General features: G+C 48.0%; 22 protein-coding genes. 2 read left to right on the top strand and 20 right to left on the bottom strand.

Going from position 1 to position 25,625, the window contains the following annotated elements; translation table 11 throughout:
- Positions 1–9: 9 nt before the first annotated feature.
- The 6 genes from EXU85_RS07975 to EXU85_RS07950 form a co-directional block, all read right to left on the bottom strand.
- Positions 10–1,335 carry a sugar porter family MFS transporter gene (locus EXU85_RS07975; protein ID WP_142771578.1) on the bottom strand — a complete coding sequence of 442 codons (1,326 nt, stop codon included), beginning with the start codon at positions 1,333–1,335 and terminating at the stop codon, positions 10–12.
- Between the two features lie 194 nt (positions 1,336–1,529).
- Complete coding sequence (locus tag EXU85_RS07970) at positions 1,530–2,444, bottom strand: winged helix-turn-helix domain-containing protein (RefSeq protein ID WP_142771577.1); 915 nt, start codon at positions 2,442–2,444, stop codon at positions 1,530–1,532.
- A 122-nt stretch (positions 2,445–2,566) separates the two neighbouring features.
- A complete protein-coding gene (locus EXU85_RS07965; RefSeq protein ID WP_142771576.1) occupies positions 2,567–3,079 on the bottom strand; it encodes a hypothetical protein in 513 nt (170 codons plus the stop codon).
- A gap of 137 nt (positions 3,080–3,216) precedes the next feature.
- On the bottom strand, positions 3,217–3,627 hold the full coding sequence (locus tag EXU85_RS07960; protein WP_142771575.1) for a hypothetical protein: 411 nt from the start codon (positions 3,625–3,627) through the stop codon (positions 3,217–3,219).
- 192 nt (positions 3,628–3,819) lie between these two features.
- A complete protein-coding gene (locus tag EXU85_RS07955; RefSeq protein ID WP_371731992.1) occupies positions 3,820–4,104 on the bottom strand; it encodes a DUF983 domain-containing protein in 285 nt (94 codons plus the stop codon).
- 235 nt (positions 4,105–4,339) lie between these two features.
- Entirely contained in the window at positions 4,340–5,209 is an 870-nt protein-coding gene (locus EXU85_RS07950; RefSeq protein ID WP_142771573.1) for an AraC family transcriptional regulator, read from the bottom strand.
- 316 nt (positions 5,210–5,525) lie between these two features.
- Between EXU85_RS07950 and EXU85_RS07945 the strand changes: the two genes are divergently transcribed.
- Positions 5,526–6,797, top strand: a complete 1,272-nt coding sequence (locus EXU85_RS07945; protein WP_142771572.1) for a metallophosphoesterase — start codon at positions 5,526–5,528, stop codon at positions 6,795–6,797.
- A gap of 203 nt (positions 6,798–7,000) precedes the next feature.
- Here EXU85_RS07945 and EXU85_RS07940 read toward each other — a convergent pair whose 3' ends face one another.
- The 8 genes from EXU85_RS07940 to EXU85_RS07905 form a co-directional block, all read right to left on the bottom strand.
- The gene (locus EXU85_RS07940) at positions 7,001–8,737 is read right to left on the bottom strand and encodes a phospholipase D-like domain-containing protein (protein WP_142771571.1); all 1,737 of its coding nucleotides are present in this window, start codon (positions 8,735–8,737) and stop codon (positions 7,001–7,003) included.
- A gap of 32 nt (positions 8,738–8,769) precedes the next feature.
- Positions 8,770–12,000, bottom strand: a complete 3,231-nt coding sequence (locus EXU85_RS07935; protein ID WP_142771570.1) for an AAA family ATPase — start codon at positions 11,998–12,000, stop codon at positions 8,770–8,772.
- 28 nt (positions 12,001–12,028) lie between these two features.
- Positions 12,029–13,903, bottom strand: a complete 1,875-nt coding sequence (locus tag EXU85_RS07930; RefSeq protein WP_142771569.1) for a serine protease — start codon at positions 13,901–13,903, stop codon at positions 12,029–12,031.
- A 30-nt stretch (positions 13,904–13,933) separates the two neighbouring features.
- On the bottom strand, positions 13,934–15,175 hold the full coding sequence (locus tag EXU85_RS07925; RefSeq protein WP_142771568.1) for a serine protease: 1,242 nt from the start codon (positions 15,173–15,175) through the stop codon (positions 13,934–13,936).
- A gap of 68 nt (positions 15,176–15,243) precedes the next feature.
- A complete protein-coding gene (locus EXU85_RS07920) occupies positions 15,244–15,513 on the bottom strand; it encodes a carboxypeptidase-like regulatory domain-containing protein (RefSeq protein WP_142771567.1) in 270 nt (89 codons plus the stop codon).
- Between the two features lie 72 nt (positions 15,514–15,585).
- Positions 15,586–16,563, bottom strand: coding sequence for a serine protease (locus tag EXU85_RS07915; RefSeq protein ID WP_142771566.1), 978 nt, complete (start codon positions 16,561–16,563; stop codon positions 15,586–15,588).
- Positions 16,564–17,286: 723 nt separating this feature from the next.
- A complete protein-coding gene (locus EXU85_RS07910; RefSeq protein ID WP_142771565.1) occupies positions 17,287–19,128 on the bottom strand; it encodes a metallophosphoesterase in 1,842 nt (613 codons plus the stop codon).
- Positions 19,129–19,190: 62 nt separating this feature from the next.
- A complete protein-coding gene (locus EXU85_RS07905; protein ID WP_142771564.1) occupies positions 19,191–20,078 on the bottom strand; it encodes a hypothetical protein in 888 nt (295 codons plus the stop codon).
- Between the two features lie 179 nt (positions 20,079–20,257).
- On the opposite strand from EXU85_RS07905, the gene EXU85_RS07900 reads away from it, so the two are divergent.
- A complete protein-coding gene (locus EXU85_RS07900; RefSeq protein ID WP_142771563.1) occupies positions 20,258–20,998 on the top strand; it encodes a hypothetical protein in 741 nt (246 codons plus the stop codon).
- 9 nt (positions 20,999–21,007) lie between these two features.
- Here EXU85_RS07900 and EXU85_RS07895 read toward each other — a convergent pair whose 3' ends face one another.
- From EXU85_RS07895 to EXU85_RS07870, 6 genes are all read right to left on the bottom strand, one after another.
- On the bottom strand, positions 21,008–22,441 hold the full coding sequence (locus tag EXU85_RS07895; RefSeq protein ID WP_142771562.1) for a patatin-like phospholipase family protein: 1,434 nt from the start codon (positions 22,439–22,441) through the stop codon (positions 21,008–21,010).
- A 134-nt stretch (positions 22,442–22,575) separates the two neighbouring features.
- Positions 22,576–22,941 carry a patatin gene (locus EXU85_RS07890; protein ID WP_142771561.1) on the bottom strand — a complete coding sequence of 122 codons (366 nt, stop codon included), beginning with the start codon at positions 22,939–22,941 and terminating at the stop codon, positions 22,576–22,578.
- Positions 22,942–22,943: 2 nt separating this feature from the next.
- Complete coding sequence (locus EXU85_RS07885) at positions 22,944–23,417, bottom strand: hypothetical protein (RefSeq protein WP_142771560.1); 474 nt, start codon at positions 23,415–23,417, stop codon at positions 22,944–22,946.
- Between the two features lie 5 nt (positions 23,418–23,422).
- On the bottom strand, positions 23,423–24,310 hold the full coding sequence (locus tag EXU85_RS07880; RefSeq protein WP_142771559.1) for an acetoacetate decarboxylase family protein: 888 nt from the start codon (positions 24,308–24,310) through the stop codon (positions 23,423–23,425).
- A gap of 22 nt (positions 24,311–24,332) precedes the next feature.
- A complete protein-coding gene (locus EXU85_RS07875; RefSeq protein WP_142771558.1) occupies positions 24,333–24,551 on the bottom strand; it encodes a hypothetical protein in 219 nt (72 codons plus the stop codon).
- Between the two features lie 21 nt (positions 24,552–24,572).
- Positions 24,573–25,592: an alpha/beta hydrolase gene (locus tag EXU85_RS07870; protein WP_142771557.1), complete on the bottom strand. Its 1,020-nt coding sequence runs from the start codon at positions 25,590–25,592 to the stop codon at positions 24,573–24,575.
- Positions 25,593–25,625 lie beyond the last annotated feature (33 nt).

Below are 25,625 nucleotides of genomic sequence, written 5' to 3'. Positions count from 1 at the left end.
CTGAGACGGTTAATGGACAACGAATGATTTTTCGATCTGCTCTAAGCTGGTGCCTTTGGTCTCGGGCATCAACCGCAATACAAACACAAGTTGTAACACCATCATGGTCGTAAAAAACAGGAAGGTGTTGCCCCCGCCAACGTGTTCAGCAAAGTAGGGGAACGTAAACGTGATGATGGCGGCCATCAGCCAGTGGGTAAAACTGCCCAACGATTGACCGCTGGCACGTACTTCATTCGGGAAGATTTCAGAGATAAACACCCAGATAACCGCTCCCTGCGAGAACCCAAAAAAGGCGATGTAGCCAAACAACAGGAGCGGCACGGTCATACCACTGAAATCCTCTACATAGAATGCTCTGGCCACTAAAGCCAGGGTTACGATTAACCCAATCGACCCGATTTTCATGAGCGTCCGCCGACCAAAGCGGTCAATCAGGTTCATGGAAATCATCGTAAAAATGAGGTTGACCAATCCAACTCCTGCCGATGACAACAGAGCCGAACTCTTGCCCAGACCCGTCATTTCGAAAATTCGGGGTGCGTAATAGATGATAGCATTAATACCCGATACCTGATTGAATACCGCAAATAGTACCGCCAGCATGATGGGCGTTTTATGACTGGCCGAAAACAAGCGGGTTGATCCTTCGGTATGGTGATTACTTTGTTGAATAGCTACCAATGTTTGGTTAGCGGTAGTCGGATCAATCATATTCAGCACCAGCAGGGCTTCGGCAACTTTCCCTTGCTTGAGCAACAGCCATCGTGGACTTTCGGGTATGTTTAGTACCGCAATCAGGAAAATTAGGGAGGGTGCAGCCTGCACACCCAGCATCCAACGCCACGAATCAGCACCTATGCCCTGTAGTAAGAAGTTAGACAGATACGCGATCAGAATGCCCAGCACAACGTTGAACTGAAACAAGGCTACAAGGCGTCCCCGAGAGTTAGCCGGGGAGATTTCGGTAATATACATAGGTGCGGCCACGGAGGATGCGCCAACGCCTAAACCACCCAGAAAACGAAAGACGAGAAAGATACTCCATTGGGTGGCCAGTGCCGTTCCGATTGAGGCCGCTAAATAGAGGATGGCAATCCAGAAGAGGGTTTTCTTCCGGCCCCATTTCTCGGCAGGAATACCGCCCAGCATAGAACCGATCACCGTACCAATGAGGGCAATGGAAACCGTTAAGCCATGCTCCCAGACATTCAGACGCCACAGGGCTTGAAGCGATTGCTCAACACCGGAGATTACAGCGGTATCGAAGCCGAAGAGAAAACCGCCTAATGCGGCCGTGATTGACCAAACGAAAATACGCTGTTTCTGACTCATGGCTGACGAGCATGAACCGATTTAAAATCCGATTCATGAGTCAAACTTACAGAACGTATTTTAGGAAATGTTTCAGTAACTGTTCAACGAATTATAAATAAAGAACAGCTACAAATAAATTGATTATCAATAACTTGTAAATTAAAAAAGTAAACTAACTTATGATTTTGTTACGCCGATTTTAAACTTTGTTACTAGCTATTCCTCACCAAATTTTGAACCTCTACTTTATACCCTACCCCATGTACAGCCACAATCCGAATACTGGGATCATCCTGGAGCATTTTGCGTAAGCGAGAAACAAATACATCGACACTGCGCCCAACAATAATCCCCTCGTCTTCCCAAACTGACTTTAGAATGAGGTCTCGCTCAACAACCTGATTGAGATGACCCATAAAAAACTGGAGAAGTTTCGCTTCACGATACGTCAGATTATACTGATGCTCCCCCGAATGCAGCAACTGCCGGGCAGGCTCGAAACTCGAATTACCAAGCACGATCCGATCCGTTTCTATGGGAGCCGTATCAGGCATCTCAACTACCTCGTTGCTCCGGTTCGACCGCTTCCAGGCGACATAGCCAAGACCCATTAGCAACCCGCCCAATGCCAGTACCCACCAGCCAGTTATTGGCGACGATGCCGCTTCGGGGGCTGCAAAGGTGACTTGTAGGATGTAGCATCCCGGTGGCTGATTTCGTCCTCCGCAGGGAACTTCATTCTTTTCGGTCAGGTCCCGAAAGTTATACCCCAGTTGCAATTCACCCTGGGCACAGTCCAAAACGGCCACGTCGTAATTAGCCTGTATATCATGCACCTTAAAAGATTCCTGCAACAAGACAGGCAACTGACCGTAATCGAATGCATGATCAATCTGAATCGAGAAAACCTGGGCATTCTGTTGCTGTACAGGCTGAATCCGGGACGTAGAATCGCCTGATTTCAATAGCAGATGATGCACTGTACGCCGAAGAGCCAAATTCACTTTTTGGGGAAATCGCTGGCTATCAGTTGCCGTTTTAGCAGGTGTTAGCCAGGCAAATTGCGTACAAAGCAACCCGATCACCACCAGGCTCCCCATCCCGAATATCCCAGTCCATTGTTTCATAATCAAGTATGTTTTGTTAAACACAGAGAAACAGAGTTTTAAACACAAAGAACACAGAATTTTAATATCCTTTGTGTTCTTTGTGTTTAAAACTCTGTTTCTCTGTGTTTAAGCTACTAAAATCAGCATCCAGGAAGCCCATTGACAGAGAAAAAAAGCCAGTTAGGCGGAAGACAGGTGTTGAGTGGCCTCAATTTAATAACGCGTTTGGCCACCAAATCCGGTTTTCGTGTCGGTTCAATAACCAGGTCATCTCCGGGGCGAGCCAATGCCAACACAGCAGCCATCTCAATTTCGTAATATACCGGTTGGGTATTATCTGAGCCATACGGCGTGACAACTGCTCCTGCCCGCTTGAGGTAAACCCGAAATGGAACCTTTGTGGCATCTTTCGATTCAGGATCTCCTTCTACAACGGCCAAGATTCCGCGGCTTGACATGGAAAAACTACTATAATTCAACGGCTTTCCATTCAGTGTTAATGGGTTACCATAAAAGTTAACTTTTTTTGCCGGTTCACCTCGGTGAGCTACAGGGGTCAGTCGCCCTGCTTTCACTTTCGCCTGTGCAGGCTGGATAGTTAGGAACAATCCTACCAGAGCAATAATTTTCAATACAGATAGTTTCCAGTTCATCAATGTAAAGTATAAGAGTGAAGTTTGACTTTTGTGGCATCAGGTTCTCAAACCTGCCGTTGCGAGGTTTCTTAAAACCTATTCGTGTCGGTTACTATTCGTGTCGGTTATAAGTAACCAACACCACTCGTTCCATTTCATTGTACCAGAATTTCGTTATGCGGTAAGGCATACGAATCATCCAGTGTTAGCAACACAATACGGTCGCCCTTACGACATTTAGCCAGCACTTTTTGAACAGGCACCTGCTTGAATTCTTCTTTCGAAAAAAGTACCAGTGTTTGGGTAGCCTTGTCGCGAATCGCAATTTTGAACGCAATTCGGTCAACGGCTTTACTTTCCGTAGGCGACAGTACGATTGTGTTTACCGTTAATTTACCGGTGGCAGTAGTAGGTAAGCTACAGGTTCCTTTTGTTGTATATTCATTGACGATCATTTTACTGTCAACAAAAGCAGCTGCACAATCCTTGAACGTCTGCTGACCAACACAGAGATTGGCCAGGGTGCAACCCCAGAAGAGGAGAGCCAGTTGAATTACATGCCTCATGATTTTTCGTGTTTAATTCGTGATCAGACAAATGTATACTACCACTAAAGGCCAGCTAGTAAAGGCCTGTAAAACCTTGTAAAGGAATTGTAAAACCTTTAGTTTAGTCTGTATGCAAGAAAATGTGCCTCCTAGTTACTCACGTGTTATGAGTAACTAGGAGGCACATTTTGCTGTAAACGACGTATACGATTATCCCTGTGTGGGAATCTCTGCTTTATGCTGGGGTTTCGGCGCAATAAACAATGTTAACCATGTCCGGCGGGCCATCCGGAAGAAATAGGGAGTCAGCAGGATCAACGTTGGTATCAAGCCGATCAAATAATAGTTCAGGTCGATTTGCAACCATTGAACAAAAACGAAGAAGGTAGTCAGCGTGTAGATGGTATAAAATGCATAGCTTACAAACATGGAAGCCCAGTAGAAACCAGGTTCGGGCATGAAGTTTTCGCCACAGTGCGGACAATGCTCATGCATTTTGTCGAAATTTTTGCTAAATGCGCTGTTAGAAACGAAGAAATCCCCCTCATGGCAACGTGGGCATTTATTGAAAACAACGCTATATAATCGGCTATCGGTTAACATGATCTGGGAGCAGTGTTGTAGGCAACCTCGCCTACAATTTACCTGTTGCTCAGGCAGTTTTTACGTAACAAAGGTAGCTACCTGCCAATCCCAACGAAAAGACAAACCAAGCCATGTATGGTACAAATCAACGATGGGGCACTAGTGATTGTCGAAATTCAGCAGGGGTTTGTCCAGTCGTTTTCTTGAAGAATCGAACGAAATAAGAAGGGTCGTCGAAACCTACCTGGAACGCAATTTCCTTAACCGATTGGGCTGTATGGGTTAATAATCGCTGTGCTTCAATGACAATCCGTTCGTGCAGGAGTTGACTAGCCGTTTTACCCAGAATCTTCTTACAAATGTGATTTAAGTAGTTTGGCGTTAGGCTCATCTGCTCAGCATAAGCACTCACCTCGCGAACGGTCAAAAACTGGTTTTCGATCAATTCTTCATAATCTCTGATTCGATCGTAGAGGTGTATATCGGTTCCTACCCATTGTTGGTTATACAATCGATTAGCCGTTTCCAGGAGGATATGAACAAACGACAGAAATACATCGGCCCGATTGGTCTGTTGCTGTTCATATTCGTTATAGGCATACCTGAATAGATCACTAAATAGGGGCTGCTGGCTGGTTATTTCCAGCAATGGCTGGTGCTGATGTGAGTGAAAGAAAGGATACTGATACAACCGATTGCCAAACCGCCCGCGAAAGAAATTAGCATCAAAGAATAGATTATATCCCTGAACATCAGGAGACAATTCCCAGCTATGCACCTGACCGGGTGTCAGAAAGTAAAGTTGAGATGCACCGATTTGATACGTTCTAAAATCAATCGTATGGGTACCACTCCCCTTCACGATCCACATCAACAGGTAAAATGTGTGGGAATGGGGGTTGTCTATGCCCTTAAATTCCTGCACTAATTTCTCCAGCCGCGTCATATAAAAGAGTGCGTCCGGCTCATGACGAGGAAACGACTGGAGTTTATAAACAGGAACGGCGACCGACATAAATAGGTTTTTCGGGGCAAAATAGGAAAGATCAACCAGTTTATCCTCCTACAGATACCGTATGTGAAATACGGGAATTTTCCCGTTGATATTCTTCAGAGCTAAAGGGTACCTTTCCGTGTAGGTAGCTTAGTTACCAAGTGCGTTAATGGGTCATATCACATAGGTAACGCGCCAATTTAACCATCTAATTACCTACCCTTTAACCTTATAAGTTCGCTTAAAGGTAACCTATCCATACAGTAAATAAGCTGAGCGCCGTAAACAGCTCTGTTAATGTCCCCGAATGAGCTACCTATAACAAACGATCGTCAAGATGGCCTATTTTCAAAGTGAAGAGATAACTAAAAGCCCGGAAAGGTCAAGTGAAGCTTACCTTGACAAGTCTAGTTCGGAACTGGTCAATCACCTCCAAACAGAAATTGCGAAGACTCCGGGACACAACATCGGCGATTTTTTCACAAAATCGTTATGGTCCTGGCTCTCCCATTACATAAAAAGCAGGTTCGGCCGAAAATTCCCTTACCCCTCTTATCCGTTGCCAGAAACAGGAATTTATGAACTGGCAACGGATAAGGTAACCAAACTGGCTGTAACCAGCGATTGGGCTACAGACCCCCCTGAATCATTTGATATAGCCCTGGAAATTAAAAAACAGGAGCCGGACTACACGGTTCATGTCGGCGACACTTACTTTGTGGGTGCCCCTTCTGAAATAAACAGCAATTTTGTGGAACAGGGCTCACCCTGGGTACGAGGAACTACCGGAAGTTTTGCCGTCCTGGGAAACCACGAAATGTACGCACGGGGTGATGCTTTTTTTGAGCGCCTGCTACCCACATTAGGCTTACGCAATGAATCTGGTGCGTATACAGGGCAAAAAGCGGGGTATTTCTGCCTGCAAAATGACCATTGGCGAATCCTCGGGCTGGACACTGGCTACCATTCTACGGGTCGCCCCATCATTGAATTCCTTCCTGGATTTTCCCCTGATTGTCACTTTGATGACGAACAAATGGAGTGGCTCGAAAAAACCGTAAAACTGGGCGATAAATCCGACAAGCGAGGCCTGCTCATTTTTTCCCATCACCAGTTTATCTCGGCATTTTGTAAAGAATCCGAATACCCAAAGCCAGCTCAACAATTGGCGTCCTTACTTGGCCCCGACCGAACGATTTTATGGCTTTGGGGGCACGAACACAAACTGGCTATTTACGGAAAAATACAGGAGAAAAGTGGCCTGTCTGTTTACGGGCGCTGCATTGGCCATGGAGGAACACCCGTTGAAGTGCAATCGAAAAACTTTGAGCTGTGCACGAAACAGAATGGGTATGAAGCCTTGGTTGGCTTCTATAAACGAAAACAAAAAACTGTAAACAAGACAGATCTGGGTTATAACGGCTACGTTATCTGCCATATTGATAATGAAGTGATTACACTGGATTATGTTGACAATATGGGACCTTTACTGAGCGAAAAATGGGTAGCCGATCTAAAGTCGGGTACCATTCAGGGAAAGATAGAGGTGTTGTCCGACAAAAAATTAACACTGGCCCCAGGTAAATCCTGGGATAACGCGGTCCAGTAGCGCTATCAATGAATACGTATCCAATAGTGTAAAATAACAAATCCAATGAAGTGAAGGGCATTGATTTTATGAGAGTCGACTGGTGAATTTCAGATCGGCGCTCTACAGGTGATTACCCAACATTACGATTCCTTCAACATATATGTGAGTGTTAGATTGCTAAACACTGGCGTACTGGCTCTATATACGTATTCATTTGATCGTTATTCATCAAACCAGGCCTGCCAGGGAATTCGCACCATGCCCAGTGGGGTCGGACCGCTTTCAGGAGCGATTACAGGTGTAATGCCCGTTCCTTTGTTAATAGGTCTCGACAGATTAGTCCAGTCGAAGAGAAACACTTCGGTATAATATTGGGCAATAGGGCGCGAAAAGAAAACGAGACTGGTATCCCGGTTAAATTGGGTTCCATCAGACGACCAGTTGTTGCTGCCCACCACCGCAATATTCCCGTCTACCAGTACGCCTTTATTATGGAGTTTGCTGCTTTGCATCCGAAACTGCTCCCGTTTCCAGCCTCGTTTACCGATCAGTAATTCAGAGTGGTCGGCCTGCTGCGAGCTTCCTACCAGAATTCGAACATCCAATCCAGCGGCCATTTTCTCGGCAATCGCCGAAATAATGGCGTCGAAATCCCCGGTAGAGGGTTGCCGGATATAGGAGAATTGCAGGTAAATCGAAAGCTGCGCCCGTTGAATAAGGTTCAGAATTTCCGGCGCATAATTATCCGGGCTCATCAGCGGTTTCACCCGAACAGGCTCGCCTGTGGTAGCAAACGTTTTGGGCAAAAAAGGTTTCGGCTGCAGGAAAACAGCTTCGGCCTCATCCAGTGACTGGGGAATAAGCAAATCGGGCATAACAGCTGCAACCTCTGATTCACCAGCCTTTCGGGCCATGCGCATATCGTACTTGATAAATTTTTCGTACATCTGCGCCATTGGCTCATTGTCAATAATCACGTGCCATTCCCGATTGCCCAACCGAAACAGAGACTGCTCATTACCAGGCTGAATGGCTGGCTGACTGTTGGGGCTCCAGTTCCCACTCGATAACCAGAAGGATTTTGAATCCCGGACAGCTACTTTGGTATGATAGGAGTTATTAAAAATTCGATTAGGGCCGGAAACCGATGCTTTGGCAAAATCCAGCCGGGTGCCCCAGCTATCTTTGAGTGTTTGCTGGATCTGTTTATCATTCGCGCTCACCTGCAAAATCATATTCAGTTTATCGGTAGTCTCTTTCCCAAGCCGGGTAACCGTGTCGATAATATGTGTCGCATAAAACTCATACATGGCAACGGTCAGGCTTCGGGTTGTGCCCTCCAGAAATGGCTTTAGCGTTATCCAGCCAGCATCGGGCCCAACATGGCAGGTAATGTTATGAACATCCATTTCAACAAGAGCGACCTCCGTTGTTTTTGGTGGTACATAGCCAATAGGGGGAACCGCTTCAGCAACGTCTCCGGCCGCGGTGTCTGCCCAGGCAGCAAGTGGCAACAAGCCAGCGGTCAACTCTAAGGGCGTTGCAGGGCGTATTTCAACGGGAATACCACTAATAGTTGACGGAACAGCATCGGCATTGAACGTCTCTGCCGGGTTCGTAACGACTACGATAACCGGCTTCACGACGTCATCGCTGCTGGTGGTGCTAATCCCCGGCCTTACCCCAAATACGCCCTCAATAGTCCTGAGCCTGTCTTGCTGGCTGGCGATAGCCGCAATGATCGGCTCAAATGGATCTTGTATCGCAACCGATTCAGCTTCTGAAGCAGGGGTAGCGTTCCGAATAACGGCGCCTTCCTGTTCACCGGCTATTGTTGTTTGTAGCCCATCCAATGGAGCTAATTCTTCATAGTTTCCGTCCAGTTTGACTTCCACTCCCCCGGCATCCAGCAGGATGTCAGACTTACGAACGCGCACGATACCGCGATATGTTTTCATAGGTTAGTTAGGTTTGACTCCAGTGAATTCCGTTAATTTTTGGTAGTGTATATAGAACCAACAGTCTCTCTGAACGCCTTATCCCAACGCTCATACGCGTCCAGAACCAGCTTCAGTTTCGGAGTCTGAGGGCGCTGAATTACCGCTCGCCGAAGCAATTCGCCCAGTTGCCAGGTACGGTCGACTAGTTCGACATAACTTTCCAGACCGTGTTCGGGATCAGGAGCCAGTGACTCGGCAAATGCTTCGGGGACAAGGTCGATTAGATCCAGATTCAGGATGGAACTGAATAAGGCCCCAAGCTGTCGGCGCGATTCCGGGTCTGAATAAGCCTCCAACAGGGCAAATCGACACGGGTCGCGAAAATCGGAATCGGGGCCTCGAAATAGAGCCAGACATTCATCCGCGTTTTGAAAATCAGCAAATTGATAGGTTACCTGCTGCCACTGCTCGCGCTCTTTATAAAGCGCATCAATGGTGCGCAATAACCGACGCACAGTCCGTTGCTTGCCCTTTAAACCCGTAACTAATGCATTCTCGGTTAACTGAACCAGTGACACCGCTACGGCTCTGTCACCTGTCGACTTAGCCTTAGCCAATCGCTTTAACCAGGCCGAATTGATACGTACTATGGAGGGAGCCAAACTAAATGATGTAGCAGGCTGATCACTCAGCAAACTCAGTAAAACAAGCTTGTGGGAGAGCCGAGCCGATTTGCGAATAACTGCCTGTTGCTCAGTCTGCCCAATAAATTGCCCAATACGCCTACGACTATCGGCAGTCAATGGTGCGATTATCTGCTGAAGCACCAACCCTACAGACAGATAGCTAACCACCAGTGTGGCATCAGATCCCGTTAGCACATCGTCCATTGCTTTCTCCGATTGGGTGGCATCCGCTAACCGACGCGCTGTTTCTGCGGGGGATCGTAACTCCGGATTCACCAACACAGCCGGGTAAAGCCAGTTAGCAAAATTAACCAGCGAAGCGTCTGTTGGCACCACTACTGTTTTATCCAATGCGTCCGGCAGGTCTGCCCAGGAGGCTGTAGCAAACAGCACGTCGATTTCCCACAGATCGGGTCGCGTTGGATTCGGAAGTTTATAGGCGATGTTGGCACCTTGCCCTCGCCTGAGCAGTTGAAGGGCTTTGGTAAATTCCCGGCTGTTGACAAGCCGACGTCCTGTTTTTTGATACGCCCCCGCTAAGTACCGGTTCGGTAAACAGTCAACATCGCCCGACTGAACACGCCCTTCCGTTGCAAACCGAAACAGTACCTGAGCAGGTTTGGGCAAATCGGTTAAATCGAGTTTGATCCATGGCCCAGCCTGTTTCAGATCGGCCAGTTCGAAGGTTTCGCCGTCCTGGTGATCCCGCATGAGGATTAATTGATGGTAGATTCCCTCAGCCCATTCTTTTTCTGGCTTATCGGCAAAGAACTTCACAGCCAGTTCACTAATACGTCGGGCTTTTCCGGGTTCCTGTGCCAGAATAAGTTGCAGGACCGATCGTCGTAAATCGCGTCTGTGCCAAACCTCCTGCGGGTCTTCACTGGCTCTGCGCGAAGCCAGCCAACTGTAAGAAGCCAGTTTAGTCAATACCACGGCAGGATCGTCCATGAGGGTTAAGTCTAAAGCGGGTACCAGCACCTGTTCAATCAAGGCTGGTGTAACGTACCGAAGTACCAGGCCCGGATAAGCCAGTTCGCGAATCACTTTATCTTTATTGTCAATTCGCTGGAGTAATCGTTTGTAAACAATACCCGTAAACAGATTTTTGGCCGCTGGACCGCCCTGCCGAATTTCGGCTTCCAGTTCGTCGATAGAGGACGCCGATTCACGTGTAGCTATTTTGGCCAGTAAACGTATTTCAAGTGGCCGGCGTGGAAACAGATCAGAGTACGACAGGCGTTTGGCCATCGGTTTGGCAACACCGAGGTTGTGCAGAAGCAGTTCTGCCTGTTTATGGTCCAGTTCGGTAAGTTCGATAAAATCGCGAACACCCCAACTTCCCAACTCCGTCTGGTCGTCGTCGAACAATCGGCCCGAAAAAATAACCCGCAACGGAATTGGTCTGAGTGCATTCCCAATATCCGATAGCCAGTCTAGTACCCTGCCAGCCAGTTCCAGTTGCATGACCTCTTCAAAGGTGTCGAGTACCAGCAGAAAAGGGCGTTCCTGGGCTACTGTATGCGGCTTCTCCAGATTAGCCTGTTGAATCAACTGCCGCATCTCAGACACAATACTACGAAAGCCACGACTCACCTCAACAGATTCCGTAAAATATTGATTTTTAGACGATTGCTGATAGGGATTTGCTACCGACTCAGATTGTCGCTGTTGCCGCCAGTCGGCTCGTAGCTGCCGTAAGGGTTCAGCAAGATCGGCATACTGCAAGCCAACCTGCCGGGTCATTTCCATCTCAAGCCAGTATTGGTCTCTGGGATCGATCCCAGGGCGATCAAAGTCGAGGAGCACAAGTGTCGCTAGTTTGCGGGCAACAGCGTCTTCGGCAAACTTGGCCAACAGTGTTGATTTCCCCACTCCGCCAACGCCCGTTAGCCCCAAACCGCTCCATTCGGAATAGCCAACTGAGCCACTCCCCTGCAAAACAAACAGCTCCAGTTTTTTCAACTCCTCTTCCCGGCCAACAAACTGGTTTTTGAGCAAAATCTCGTAATCGGCCAGTAACGTGTCTTTCAGCAGTAGATTTCGGATTTGAGCCGGGTCGGGCTGGGGCAAACCCGTATCACTGATGGCATCGGTAGCCGCACTAATGGCCTGTAAGTCAGCCGACGAACGATCTACAAGAGGTAGCTTGTCGCCTTCCTTCAGAACCTTTCGGAGCATATCGCCAAACAAATCGGTAGCGGGCAACGGTTCGTTCAATACGGTTGTCAGCCGATCTGAACTGACCAGTTTTTTCAACGTATCGTTTCGGTAGTTCTGGGCAAGAAGCCATTGCAACTTTCCATCGACAGTTTCAATGGTACAGGTAGGCGCCAGCCGACTTAGCGTTTGCTGACGAATGGAATCATCGCCAATGAACGCAACCAGGTCGACCGGAGCAAACCGGCCCGATACGGCGGCCCGTTCTTCGGCCTGCTGCGTCAATTGCGCCAAGGTGTCGAGCGGTCCGGTCGTTATCGAATCAGCTTCCGGGTCTGCGTCCTCAATTGAGTTGATCAGTGATTGTGGCGACCGTGCCAATTGCTGCTCCATACGAGCCGCTAATTGCTGAGCAAAAGCGTTCAGATCTTTCATGGAAATTGATTTCTGTCGTACCGTAATTTCATTGATCCGCTTTCCTGAATACTTCGCTAAACCGCTTTGTTTCAGACGCCAGATTCTTCAGGGCATTGTCAGGATTGTTGTTGAGCAAGTTCTGATAGGGTTGTATTAAGAATGCACTGAATGGTACAGCCTGTTCACTATCAAAGGATTGATCCAGCGTACTGAAAAAATGCCTGAGGTATGTTTCAATGTCATACTGACTTTTCTCCTGGATTCTGAACCGCTCGGTAACGTCATTAAGTGACTCAGGAATGTCGGCCCTAACGCCGTCGAGCACGATGCGGAGCCAGTCTACCTTTAGTATCTGCTCATATAACAGGAACAAAAATTCGGATGCATGCAACCCGTCAATTGTTCCCTTGTTCAAATCCGTCAACAGAATCCAGACTAAATTACCTCTACGTGCTCGATCCAGTGCCGATAGTAGCGCAGGGATCACCTCATTTTTGAGCCATACGATTGACGTTGAGTTGGGGTCCATATCGGGTATTACCGGGGCCTCTACGCCGGCATTAGCGCACATATCGGCAACAAGCTGACGGGCATCTTTCTGGCCAATGCCTCCCGGCCCGGCATTCAGTCGAATTTTGAGGTTACCCCCATCCGGAAGCATCTGTGAAAGAACCCGAACACAGAAGGTTTTTCCGCTGCCATTTGCCCCGGTAATGGCGAGTAGCCTCGGCCCACCTACCATTGCCAGCCGCCAACAAACAGCCTGAAACTGATCGAGCCCAATAATTGGCTCTTTTTTAGTATCGGTAGTTAGCTCCCAGTATGGATTTTCAGTTGGATCAGGCGCGGGTAATCCGCTTACATTAATGTGTTCATAGATTTTTACCATGGGTATGCCCCTGTTCAGGCCTTCTCCCTGACTCCAAACTCCCTGATGCAATCCGAAAAGAACAAAACTGCGATCGTAACACCCTCCGCCTGATGAACCGGGCAATGTATTGATCTGATGCAGGAATCGCAACCGGGACACCTCTGGATTAGGTGGCGTAAAGCGACCAATAGCGCCTAAGCCAAGCCTGAGTGTTTGGGCGGCTGGGTATTGAAGCAGTATACAATTATCCGTGGGAGCGGGTACAAATGCCTGCGCATCGAGGTGGGCAAAACGCCGTCCAATGCCTGGTGTAGCGTCCAGTCGGATAATGGCATAATCCCAGAAATCAGCTAAATCTTTGGCGTCGGCAGGCAACCGATCATTCAGCTCATCCTGATGGCATGGACTGAATTTTACACACCAGTCTGTAGCGTGCCCAAAAACTTTAATAGCGCCAGCACTACCGCCCAACCCACCATTCTGCCCGACTCGTAACAGATAATTATCAAAATCGACTTGTATCCGGTTGGTACCATTAATGGTTGGATCGGGCTCCCAGGTACCATTATTATTCCTGAATAGTGCGTGTACGACATGCCAGGCTGTTAGTACCAGGCGGGGCCCAATCAAAATACATGTTCCGTTGGCACGACCACCAGCAGGCAGGGTCACAGTGATTTGACCTGTCCAATGTTTTCCATCATTGATACCCCGGCATAGTATCTCCGGCTGAACAAATCCCTGTGCTTCATTGACCATTGCCTGTAGGGTAGCTGCTCCCGCGTTGGTTTGATTGGCCAACAGTACGGTAAGGCTCCCATCCTCCTGACGCTCATTAATCAGTCGCTCCAGAAGTGGTTGCAGAAAGTTATTCGCCTGGGCATACTGGAGCGCTTTCACGTACGCTTCGGTATCATCGGCAACCAATGTAACGGCCTCAAATGCCAGGCGGTTTTGGCTTGGCAAATCAGTTTGAGCTTCTTCAAACAGGTTTGTAAACGTTGGACGCGACGTGCGTAAAGCGGCAAGAATCTGCTCGATGGTTGGCATGGTTCAGAAAAGCCATTTAGTTTGTTGTTTTCAAATCCGGTCTACGAGCTTTACCTCAAAATCGGTCAGATGCTCCAGCAACGTTTTTGAGGAACGGCCATCGGTTTGAGCTAACACCCGACCCAGCACATGCGCCGAGTTGATACGCGGTTCCATGCTCTTGCCTGCATAGTGTAAGCCAGCCGAAAGATGCTCCCGTCCAGCCACCAGCACCACCGAGCCTGAGTTGCCCCCCAGCGTAGTGGCATCATGACCAACCCGAAACGGAGTGGGCAGGGCACTCGCGGGCAACGGCATGAGCAGACCCGGCGCCAGGCGCTTACAGCCAAACGTACTCTTGAACAACTCCTCCAGCAAGGTAGGGGGCACACGTGGGTCGTTAGCCGGATACCCAATGGTAAATAAGGTGGGCAAACTATCAGGCCAGTCAGGAGCCACATCAACCCCCAGTATATGCCGCGGAATGTGATCAGCACCAACGGGGTCCAGTTCGATCAGGGCCAGATCTAATTTGGTGTGATCAATAAAATTAGGATCAATTTCCTGGGAACCGGTAAAAACAACCCGTTTGAAGGTGCGCGGATTGACCGACCCCAACCCCCGAAATTCCATCCCAAAATCAATACCAGCCCCCGACCGAAAGACCCAATCACCATTCGGTTGTTGCCGGGCAATATCCTGCAGCACATGCCGGTTGGTCAGAATCAGGTTGGCCTGAATCAAAAAACCGGTGCCGATAAACCCACCGGGAGAACCCGGCAAATTGATTCGCCCAACGCAGGCAATGGCATCTTTGAGTGAATCGGCACTGCCATCGAGGGTGGCACCCCAGTCCCCCAAAGGACTGGTCGATTTATCAACTTTCCCCTGACGAATCATAAAGGAAGGTCGGGAGCCATCGGTTCGCACAATCGACTCCAGATTCTGAAGAATTTCGGGCTTTTGCAGAACCTTCTCAACATCATTATTCTCAACCACCCGGAGGGCTTCATCGGCATTGGCAACAATCTGGTTAACAATACGACGAAGTCTGGGTTTATCGCCCAGGTGTTCTTTAATGATCTGATTCCAATCGGCCGCTGTTTGATCGAGTCGGTCCCGAATTGCCGGATTGCTCAGGTCGGGGTTCACAGAGTCACCACCCGCCGATTCGGTACTCCTGGCCTGATTCTCACGAGCTAGAAGGAGCCGTTTATAATGGACCAGCAGATCATCACCTGGCCCTTGGGTAGCGTCAGGATTGGGGATAGTTCCTTGATCAGGAGGGGACATATTCGTTTTGTTAGGGAGTTTTCTGGTGTTTTATTCGTTGGCCTGAACCACGCTAACATCAATCGGCGTTACCGCTTCAGGCTAATCTCAAGTTGCGCGTTCTCACCCTTCGTTATCGCTACAGAAGCAGTAGCCGGTTCAAATCCATCGACTGTACAGCCAATCTGATAGGTCCCGTCTACGGGAGCTGATAACGAAAATTTCCCTGCCGAATCGGTCAGCGTCGTGATATCGGGTAAGGCTACCGGGCCAGCCACAAAGTAGACCCTTGCCTCTGCAACAGGCTGTTTATCGGCGGTACAGACGCTACCCGTAATAACACTCGGGTTCGTATTCATAGAAACTAGTGCCCAGCTCGCAAACCCACAGGCTATTATGTATTGCTAGCTGTGGGTATAAAGTAGAATTTATTAAGCCTTCCAGGCCAACATATTCTTGTAAACATTCGGTCCTATCCGCGTACCTGAATTTGTGGTTACGCCCCCATAAGCGTGAATAGCGATAGCCATGCGACTTCCATTTCTAATTCGGTATACAGCACTTCCACTTTGCCCACCTGCCGTATCAATATCGTAGAACACCTTCCAGCTGTTCACCGAGTCTATCCGTCGTGCGTCGTACCATTGGGTTCCTGTCGGCTTATCGCCCGGATAACCCGAGATATTTCCTACGGCATTTTTCAGATCGGAATCCGAGTAGACGCCAAAGCCAAACCAGCCGGTTGTCTTACCCATGTCTGTAGGAATAATAATGGCGCCATAATCATAGTTTTCGTCGCCATTGTTTGTCCAGCCCGTAACAGAGTGAAAGTCGGTACTAACCACGGACCCATAAGGCATTGCACTGCCATCCCGACCGGGCATTACCTGAATTTTCTTGACCCAGCCATCCCGACCAGGTACGCCACTATTCTTAATAAAAACGACATGTCCAGCTGTCATTAAGGTATGTGGGCCAATAAACCAACCCGTTCCAATCCACATTGAATTATCGGCAGCCGTAATAAGCAACGAAGCAATAGCGCGCCATGGATAACTAGCCGTAGTTGTAATTTTCACCCGGTTATCGTCCCCATGTACATTTTCGGCCTGTTCACCTGTTGGGGCAGGAATAGCTGGTGGAGGGCCAAACGAGGCTTCGCCAATATCCCGCAATTGGGGGAGATCCGCTACGGCCACCATCTCGGCCTCAGATTCCGCATCGGTTTCCCGAAAGTTAAACCCCTCAACGGTTTCAATTCCCTCTTTAGTAGGTGGTACTGTCTGAGGATTTATCCCTTCTGAGGGCGGTTGTGTATTCTTATCAACCGCTGGTGCCGCTTCTTCCGTCTTATTCGATACAGGCGTATCATCGCCGGTGGCTTTAGGTGTTTTTTTAGTTGTTGCCATTTGTCTTTTACGTTTAAATCCAACTCACCAACCATTCGCTATTCATCAGTACAAAAATCAAATTTCTTAAAGAATTTATTCCCCGGAAATTATCCTATTATAACTAATCATTAAGACACAAAAAAAGCTAACCTTACTCTATCAAATCAAGGCTATTATTTCCATCATAGAAGCAGGTACATATCCGCCAATTATCTACTAATTAAATTTAGATTATTCAGTTAGTAGCAGTAGCGGTAAACTAGCATAAGCACCGTCGGAGCGATCCTTTTTTTATCTTTTTTTGAACAGTAAAACGGCGACCTATTACTGATGATCATCCATAAAAATGGCAGGCTTAAACAGGTTTACGCCCACCATATGTTATTACTATACAAAGGTATGATATAATTTAAGTTTGAAACAACGGGGATTTTCCCGTATTGGCACTGCACTAATGTTGTCGACACACGTATAAACGTGTGTCGACAGAATAAATGATTGCAAAAGCTGAGCTATTTATAGCAATTTTTCTACAAGAAAAGTGGACTTATCTATCAGTTCAACAGTAAAATAAATATTAAATCCGAAACATATAAGAGTTTTTTATATTTCGGCAGATAGAGAAAAAAAGTACCAATAGTATCTATAATTTAATTTAAAAAACACAGACACTATTGGCGTTTTTTCAACTTATCATCATCAAATTTACCGCCTAGGTTACCTCATGAAATTAACTAGACTTTAAGCCGTTTTTTTCGACATTAGATTATCAATTATAATGGGAGGTTCAATCAGTCCGGCATGTAAAGGGCTATCCGGTTCGAACCAGGGTTCACCGTTCGTCATATTGGCCTGATACGTCCACTGTCGGGGAACCTGTTCAACATTGACCGGGTAAATTGTCAGGTGGTCTTTCGTCAGGTGCAAACGCAAAAAATTCTTGTAATCCTGAATACGTAGCGATGAAAAGGCCTCGGTTTCGTGGGTCCCGAAAATCCCATTCGCAATTAACAGATACACTCCCATAACCAGCCCACCAATCAGGCCACCGATCAGAAGCAATGCCAGCGACTGAACAGAAATGCGTTCCCAGTCCGTTGGAATCAACTTGCAGAAATGATCAATAAACCAGGTACCCATCAGTAACGAAACAACCTGTATGACCCCATGAAGCAACCCGCCCGCATTAGCTGCCCACCGATTTCGTTTATGACTTCGGTCGGCAAAGCTGATAAAACCAGCACCTATCAGAATAGTAACTAACAGCAGGAATGGGTGCCTGATAAGACCACTTAAATCCCGGCAGAGAGCTACCCAGGGATCGGATTGATCATACGCTGGCTTAAACAACTCGGCACTAACCATCATCCAGGTAAAGAACAGGTAAAGTGCTCCCATCAGGCTGGTAAACCAGGGGTTTTTGATCAGAAACAACAGATTCCCCAGCACCAGTCGCCGACTCTTCTTTTGATCAGGGTAGAACGCTTTACTTTGGTATTCTTTAGGCTTACGCTGTCCATAGAGCAAATCTTCATCCTCCTTAAAGTCAACCGGAAGGTGATGCGTTGGGTGCATGAATGCCCCTCCTCCCCCAGCCGTAATTTTCCATTCCAAGGGCGGTACTGTTGGATTATCAGGATCGGTAGGTGGGTAGAAATAACTGCTGTAATGGTGCATATCGCCCGTAATCGTGACCGGCAGGGTTAATTTTTTCAGCGGGCCATCGGTTGGGTGAGGAGGCTTCGCTCTAAGGTTCGGATCGGTAATGTATCGTTCGCAGAACCATTCCAGATTCCGAAACGATTTATCACGTCTTTTATAGGCCTGATAGACCCACGAAGGCTCTGCCGTGCACAGAATTACCTTATCACCCGGTTTGGTAAAATTGCGGTTAACCCGCTCAAAAAACTCCTGCTGGGGCAGATCAATATCTTCTGAAAGCTGGATGTCGATGCCCCAGAGCCACCAATTATGCGGTAATTGAATCGCGAAATAACTACGGGTCTGCTCTGTTTTCCAGGCTCCGATCCAACGCTGCTGACAAAATACTTTCAGAAATGATGTCAGGCCGTCATACCAGTCATGATTACCCGGAATAGCGAACAGGCGGGGTGCATTGGGTTCGGAAATAAACGATTTGGCTGATCGATAAGGCCCAATGAGTCGATTGGCGTACTGTTCCCAGCTGGGAGTTGGGTATACTTCATCGCCCCCCATAATCAATAAATTCCCCCGCTTGGTATCATGCCCGGCCACATGCAGTTCTTCTTTACCAAGCAGATAGGCCAGGCTATAGGTTGAGTTGAACCCAGACCCCAGGTCAGAAATATAATCGATCCAGACTTCATCTTTGTCGGCCAGCTTTATATAGGGTTCGCTGGCTTTGAGACAGGCCTGCATTTCCCGTTTATCGGCATAAGTACCGAATAATGAGGAAAGTATGGTGCGCAGGGCTGTACGGGCCAACTGCCCGGGATCGTACCAGGGCTCCATCTTCTGCCGCTCGAAATTGAGTTTGTCTTTGTCTTCTGTAGGCGGAGAAGTTGGCGCCCAGGCAGGAAAGGGTGTAGTGGATTTAGGCACAGTTTTTTAGGAAAAGGAGGTTAAGTAAGATGCGTTTTTGGGCAATGCTGTAGTCAGGTCGTCTAATTGATCCCCTGATCCTGCAAGACAGTCCGAAGTACGGGTTCCAGACTCTCGGCCTGGGCACTGTGGCGAATACGACTCACTAATTCATCGTAGGTCTCTTTATCGGGAATTTTATCGATCTGTAATGTCAGCAACTTAACGATTCGCAGGTAACGACGGCGTTGATACCATACCCAGCCAATGATAGCAGCGGCTACCACCCCGAGGCCAATGAGCCACTGGTAGGCATAGCGCTGAACAATAGGAATGTTCTTATTCACGATCCGGTCAATGCGATTCGTCAGCGTGTCCAGTGTGGGTTGAACAGAGGTTAGAATAGTTGTTTGCAGCCGTTTATTGGTGGCATCGTTCAGCAGGCTATCCCGAATGGCAGCTATCTTGCCTCGGGCACTGTCTGAGTTCAGATCATCAATGGCTTTCATCATCATATTGGCCAGCATACTCCGCGTTTGTATGTCGATCTGGTGCGTTGTGCTGGCAATAGCATCCATAAAGAACTGCTTCAACTGCTCATCTTTAATCTGCCCTTTCATGTGATCAATCCGGTCAATTACGGTTTGCATGATCAGTGCCACCTGCGTGTTGGATAATTGACCAACACTGTCAATCAAGTGCATGGCTTTCTGAATGTCCGGGTTCAGCGTATCGACCGACCCCTTGAGCCCCTGAACCAGGGCGCGCGAGATACTGGCCGTTTCCCGATTGGCGCCCATAACGGCATGCTGGGCGATGTCTTCCACGGCGGAATCAATAACCGCTTTCGATTTCGTTCCCTTACCCAAATTTCGAACAACGGCCCGATTTACCATGGTATCGAGCAGATTACAGCCGACCAGCCATGCGGCCAGCCCGCACACAAATCCGTATCGAATAATCGACTTCATAAGGAAGGAGGTGGGAAAATAGTGAACGATCAATGGTGCTATAAATAAACTCTATTTTCTGACTCAATGCAGTACGTAGTTCTACTGGTTTTAACGAGTATTCTTCCTCAAATCAGAATCAAGCCATTGATAGTCAACAAATAAAGCTGTAAATTCCTTTACACTAAACTGCTACCACCATGAACTCAACCTCATCTCTGACCACAATCAATTCATCGCAGCAACCCACCTTTCAAGAACTAACTATGGCTGGTAGGCTCACCAAAACCAGCGTGGGTATACTCTTATTTATAGGCTGGCTCTTACTGTTTATTTTCGGCATGAGTTTAAATTCTAAAGATTATCGCATTCTGATTTTTCACGACGGATACATTGACTTCAGCTATCTCATCCTCTACGCGGCTACGTTCACCCCTACCAATACGGCCTTACTGGCATCACTTGCCGGAGTTTTAGGCGGATTTGCCAGCAATCTGGCCGCCGACAATCAACTTCAACACCTCCGCCCTACTATGCTTGATCCGAAATCAGAAGATTTTGAGAGTTACATGTATATGACCGAGAACCCGTTAGTTTCTATGCTACGCGGGTTTATTACCTATTTAATCTTCATTGCGGGTTCCTACTTAACCAACTTTACGACCTCCGTTGACCCCAACGATAGCGCAGGCTTTGCGGGCATGAACGCATCGTCTTATTTCAAATTTGCCGTATCAGTCTCCTTACTGGCTTATCTGGCAGGTTACGATCCATCCCGAATGAAGGGCCTGGTTAACTCGATCAATTTCACAAGGAAAGACCAACCTGCCACACCAACACAGGCAACCGTAGTCACTCACCAAACAACCGAAAGTGTTCAGGTTGCCACAACGGGCACACAACCAAACGTGAACGGGCAACCGGCAAAAGCAGATGGATAAAGCTATTCTCTATACCTCAGCAACGTTGGTGGAGTTGTAAAACAGGCGCAACAGTTTGTTTTTCATTGCCCACCTTCGTTGCCAACCTGCCGTTACGTACAAATGGCTGTTCCAGGACGATTTCAGGCGGCTTCGGGTCGATTGAACTAGAGTCGAACGCTCGTTTTCATCGAGTTGCAGGATCATCCTTTTAAGGTCTAACCCCAGCCTGAAATCCAGTGCACTGCTCAGCGGGAACGTAGCCCTGATTGTATGAATTTGCCCGTCGTTACAGAAATTACCAGTTAGTAGCAGTTGCCTTTCTCCGTTAGTAGCCAGTAAACTAACGCTATGCTTATACGTTGACACTTCAGACCCTGCTAACCCCAACGCTAACGAGCAGAACATGCCTACCTGAAATGATCCTTCTACGGGTTCGCGCAGATCGAAGAGCGCATATAACTTCACGGGTACACGCGCACCCTCCCAGAACGTTTCGCCCTTAAACTGGCCCATGAATTGCATCGAAATCCCCGGTTCTTGCATTTGGGCCGCTTTATAATCGCAGGGTACGCCCGCTGCCGGTACATGCTCCAGATAGGCTTTGGTATCCGCATAACCCATATTGATCAGTGCTCGAACATCAATATGCTTCAGAAATAAATCGGGGTCGAGCGGCAATGGAAACGTGGGTTTGATGACTTGTAAGCGAATGGGTTTCGTTTGTCCATAAGGTGAGTTACCCTGCCGGATCTGCTCATTGATTTGTGTGATCCAGTCAAACTCAGCCAGTAAACCGCCCGCAGCACTCATCTCGATCATGTGAACGTATTGCACAAATGAGCCATCGAGGTACTCCCGCGAATTGCCAATGCAGTACACCAGCCAGATTTCCTCGGCTCCTCCCCGCACTGCGTCCATCAGGTTGGCGTCTTTAATCCAGACTGCATCGGTATACCAATCGCTATTAATCTGGAGGGCGGGCATAAAAATGGGCAGTGACATGCCTGCAATCAGGAAATCCTCATTAATCTGGGTATCAGCAATGTTTTCGACGGTTTTGTGCGAGAAATTGCACACATTAAATGTTGCCCTAAACCGTCGATTTTGCCTGATTTTTGCCACATCAATGCCCAGGGTTGGAAACACCTGTTTCCGAATACCATCGGCATCGCCCATAGCCGTCATGCGGGTCAGTCGCAGGTAATTTTCAGCGGGTGTCAGGGAAACAAAATTCATGACATTCAACTGCCGCCAACGGGCACAGATTTCCTCGGGATCGAGGCCAGCCGCGAGCATGGCGGTGTTGAAAATCCCGCCCGATGTACCATCCACATGCCGAAAGGAAATAGCGGACTCTTCCAGTGCTTTTAACACACCCGCATGATACGCTAACCGCACACCTCCTCCTGCCAGAATAAGCGAGCGATTCGTTGTAGCTGATTCAAATAACGACGTAGCCATTGGGAAAGGGGTTAAGGTATGGTTAGGTGTGGTTAAGGAGAATACACAATGGGTACTTACCGGGAGTTTGCGTGAAGTCAGGTTCCACTAGTTGCCCTCCACGGATAGAAAATAGCGCCAATGCTACACGACTCCTACTCTTTCAAACTTCGCAGGTAGACAAAAAACAGGATTCCTGACACGAAATCGAAGCTGGCTACCAGACCGGCAATGGGCGACATAAGCCCGTGCATGATGCCTATTCCAACCGCAATAGCAGCCCCAAATTTCTGCAATCCTCCCCAAAACAGAGCGGCCCGCGATACCTGGGCTTCATAGAGTACCTGTACCATAAGACCGCCCAAAATCAGCATAAACATGCCTATTGTCCCGAAAAAATGGCGGGTCACAGGCGTGCTTTCGCCCCCTACAAAATCCAGCACAAAACCGGGTTGTATCATCTGAACCAGACCCGAGATGAACGTTAGTACGGAGATACCTAAAATGATAAGACGTAGCATGTTCAGGACTTCGGTTTATTGGTCAGAAAGTAAATCATGAGCAGTGTCCAGATGACGGAGTAGTATACCCAACGAATATCGTTGAGATGCATCCATTCATTCATTTTCACGGTAAGCGCCTGCTGACTGGGTAAACCAACGCGTATCTCGTTGATAACGGGCAAAATCTTGGTCTGGAAGGTGTACGTGACCATACTAAGCAACCCGAAAACGACGATAGCCAGCCACCGGAATTTAGTATGCCATTCCTGAATAATCAGCACGATATTCGTTACTACCATAATGCTCACCAACACCGTAAAAAACCTGATTGCGTGGTCGATTGGGTTAATGAAATGGTCGGCCACATTATCCAGACGCACATTTTGCCAGCTTGGGTACCAGATAATGTGTAAACCCCACCAAAGGCCCATATAAACGGATGCACCGAACATGAGCAGAAAGCTACTCAGCCGAAAGAGTATTAGTTTTATCACCGGAGTTAGAGTTTATAGCGCTGAAAATCAGTAATCGAAGGTGCCGGTAACCACTCCTCCTTGTTCTCCAGTCCGAAGACGCTCGACAGACCTTCCGAGGTATCGGTTTCGGGGGTTTTGTAGGTAACAAACCAACACTCAAAATGGTCGTCGAGAACTCCGTGCGAACTGGGCAGGAAAGCCGTAAACAACGCCTTCGGTTCGATGTTGAGCGTATGCAATCGGGCCACTTTGGGATGATCACCCAGGTATAGGCGAGCCTGCGCTTTACTCATCAAGTTGATGCCTGCTTTGGAGTCGAAATAAATGTAGGAAGCCATCAGCATGTTCCGGAAATGGCTGTAATTGATCGAGCCGATATTCAGGTGAATGCTGGCCCGTTTCGGTCGGTCCATTTCAATTCGAAAGGCAAACTGGCCATCTTTTTCGTACTGCGATGAGACGACTGTATCGGTAACAATGAAATCCAGGTTGGCTTTGTGTTTGGGCATTCCCCAGATGCCTTTGCCCCCTTTTACTGAAATCTCGGTACTCACGGGCAGATCGAGAATGAACTGCCCTGTTTTAAAAAACTTTTGAAACAGGGCCGGTAGTAAACGGGGAGCGGGTTTGGGGCCGTGGGTACAGGCAACAGCCAGGCTGTACTCAATGTACTTGCCAATGGTTGTGTGAACGTAATTAATGATGGTGACAATAAAGACGGCCTTCCCATTTGGCAAGCGAACCGGAAACAACTCATTACCTGGCATCAGCTTGAGAGCCGCGTCGTAGTTGCAGGGGAAAGCAGCCATGAGCGCGGGCGAATCTGTTGCGCTAACAGGTAATTTAAATGGAATGCCATCCACGAATGAATAGCGCCCTTCATAATCTCGAATGCGTTTAGGTACTGCCATTGATTAAGGGAAGTGAGTTGGATTACAGGTATCGGATAAAATAGGCAATGATGTAAAACCAGAGCAGAAACAGGCCAATGGCCAGCGAAAGAATCGTCCCAATGATCTTTGCAGTCGGAGAGAATTCCGTTGATTTCCAGAGGGCAAAAATGCCGACCGGGAAACAAAAGATGCAGAGAAAAATAACAAGCCAGGTTCTGTGAAACCAGGAAGTTTTTTCGACGCTGTTTGTTGGGTTCATGGTAATAGGGCTGGTTGGTTGTTACGTAGGGTCATTCAGTTCCCGAATCATTGTCGGAAAAACTTCCTGGTGAGCTTCTTTTCCAAAGAAAACATCCAGATGGCTGTAGGTGGGTAATAGGTGCAGACTGTGCCGGTTAGGCTCAAGTGTGTTCAGGTATTCGTACGTTCTTAGCTGACTTTTCCAGCTAAAGCATTTATTGAGTTTTCCGGCAAAAAAGACGAAGCGAGCCGATGTTTTAGGTGGCTGATCGACATAGGTACCTGCCCCAGTAAAAGGCACCAGCGCTCCCTGCTTGACACTACGCCGGATGTGCTGAAAAAAGCGCAGCGGTACCGCCCCAAATTCGCCCTGAATCCAGTTTTTCGTTTCGTCGGTCAGGTTGGCTAGTTCCCAGAGTGCGGGCCAGCCAGTTCCGTAGGTGAAACTGACAAACTTGCCAACGGGGGTATCATTCTCCCAGTGAAATGTATTGACAAAAGCCCGTAACAGCTTAGCCTTCAGAGTAGGTGCCACCTTTCCCCATTGCGGATTCAGGTAGTTGGTAATTCGACTGACAAGAGGGACTAACGTAGTCAGCTTCAAAACCGAAAATTCCTGCTCAACGGGGTGCAGTGAAACCGCATTTGTAATAATGGTTTTCACCTGCGGTACTAATCCTAAAACCACCGAAATCATGAAGCTGGTTGACCCCTGGCAGTGGACAATGGCTTTCATGTCGGAGTAGCCCGTAACGTCGCATATTTTCTGAACGGCAGCCGGATGATCGTATAATCCGGCCTGATCTAAATCCCACTCATTTTCGGCAAATTCGATACTCGCACGCCAGTTTTCGAGCCATACGTCGTAGCCTGCTGCGGCCAGCATCTCAATAATATTTGGCTGATTGGGTGGGTTGAATAAATTGGCACGTACACCCGCACCATGAATCAATAAAATGGGGCCTTTGCTGGTATCTGTTCCTCTATAACGCCAGAAATTGAGCTTGAATCCATCCAGGGCATCGAAGGGAATGCGTTCAAAATCGGCCTCGTGTATCATGGCTTCCGGACGTTACGATTCTGTAGATAGTAT

Source organism: Spirosoma sp. KCTC 42546 (genome assembly GCF_006965485.1).
Taxonomy (GTDB): Bacteria; Bacteroidota; Bacteroidia; order Cytophagales; family Spirosomataceae; genus Spirosoma.
Note: the sequence above shows the minus strand (reverse complement) of the source record. Positions and strands in the feature narration are given on the sequence as shown.

Coding starts and splice junctions, on each gene's coding strand:
- EXU85_RS07975 (WP_142771578.1), bottom strand. CDS start 1,335: ATGAGTCAGAAACAGCGTATTTTCGTTTGGTCAATCACGGCCGCATTA.
- EXU85_RS07970 (WP_142771577.1), bottom strand. CDS start 2,444: ATGAAACAATGGACTGGGATATTCGGGATGGGGAGCCTGGTGGTGATC.
- EXU85_RS07965 (WP_142771576.1), bottom strand. CDS start 3,079: ATGAACTGGAAACTATCTGTATTGAAAATTATTGCTCTGGTAGGATTG.
- EXU85_RS07960 (WP_142771575.1), bottom strand. CDS start 3,627: ATGAGGCATGTAATTCAACTGGCTCTCCTCTTCTGGGGTTGCACCCTG.
- EXU85_RS07955 (WP_371731992.1), bottom strand. CDS start 4,104: ATGCATGAGCATTGTCCGCACTGTGGCGAAAACTTCATGCCCGAACCT.
- EXU85_RS07950 (WP_142771573.1), bottom strand. CDS start 5,209: ATGTCGGTCGCCGTTCCTGTTTATAAACTCCAGTCGTTTCCTCGTCAT.
- EXU85_RS07945 (WP_142771572.1), top strand. CDS start 5,526: ATGGCCTATTTTCAAAGTGAAGAGATAACTAAAAGCCCGGAAAGGTCA.
- EXU85_RS07940 (WP_142771571.1), bottom strand. CDS start 8,737: ATGAAAACATATCGCGGTATCGTGCGCGTTCGTAAGTCTGACATCCTG.
- EXU85_RS07935 (WP_142771570.1), bottom strand. CDS start 12,000: ATGAAAGATCTGAACGCTTTTGCTCAGCAATTAGCGGCTCGTATGGAG.
- EXU85_RS07930 (WP_142771569.1), bottom strand. CDS start 13,903: ATGCCAACCATCGAGCAGATTCTTGCCGCTTTACGCACGTCGCGTCCA.
- EXU85_RS07925 (WP_142771568.1), bottom strand. CDS start 15,175: ATGTCCCCTCCTGATCAAGGAACTATCCCCAATCCTGACGCTACCCAA.
- EXU85_RS07920 (WP_142771567.1), bottom strand. CDS start 15,513: ATGAATACGAACCCGAGTGTTATTACGGGTAGCGTCTGTACCGCCGAT.
- EXU85_RS07915 (WP_142771566.1), bottom strand. CDS start 16,563: ATGGCAACAACTAAAAAAACACCTAAAGCCACCGGCGATGATACGCCT.
- EXU85_RS07905 (WP_142771564.1), bottom strand. CDS start 20,078: ATGAAGTCGATTATTCGATACGGATTTGTGTGCGGGCTGGCCGCATGG.
- EXU85_RS07900 (WP_142771563.1), top strand. CDS start 20,258: ATGAACTCAACCTCATCTCTGACCACAATCAATTCATCGCAGCAACCC.
- EXU85_RS07895 (WP_142771562.1), bottom strand. CDS start 22,441: ATGGCTACGTCGTTATTTGAATCAGCTACAACGAATCGCTCGCTTATT.
- EXU85_RS07890 (WP_142771561.1), bottom strand. CDS start 22,941: ATGCTACGTCTTATCATTTTAGGTATCTCCGTACTAACGTTCATCTCG.
- EXU85_RS07880 (WP_142771559.1), bottom strand. CDS start 24,310: ATGGCAGTACCTAAACGCATTCGAGATTATGAAGGGCGCTATTCATTC.
- EXU85_RS07875 (WP_142771558.1), bottom strand. CDS start 24,551: ATGAACCCAACAAACAGCGTCGAAAAAACTTCCTGGTTTCACAGAACC.
- EXU85_RS07870 (WP_142771557.1), bottom strand. CDS start 25,592: ATGATACACGAGGCCGATTTTGAACGCATTCCCTTCGATGCCCTGGAT.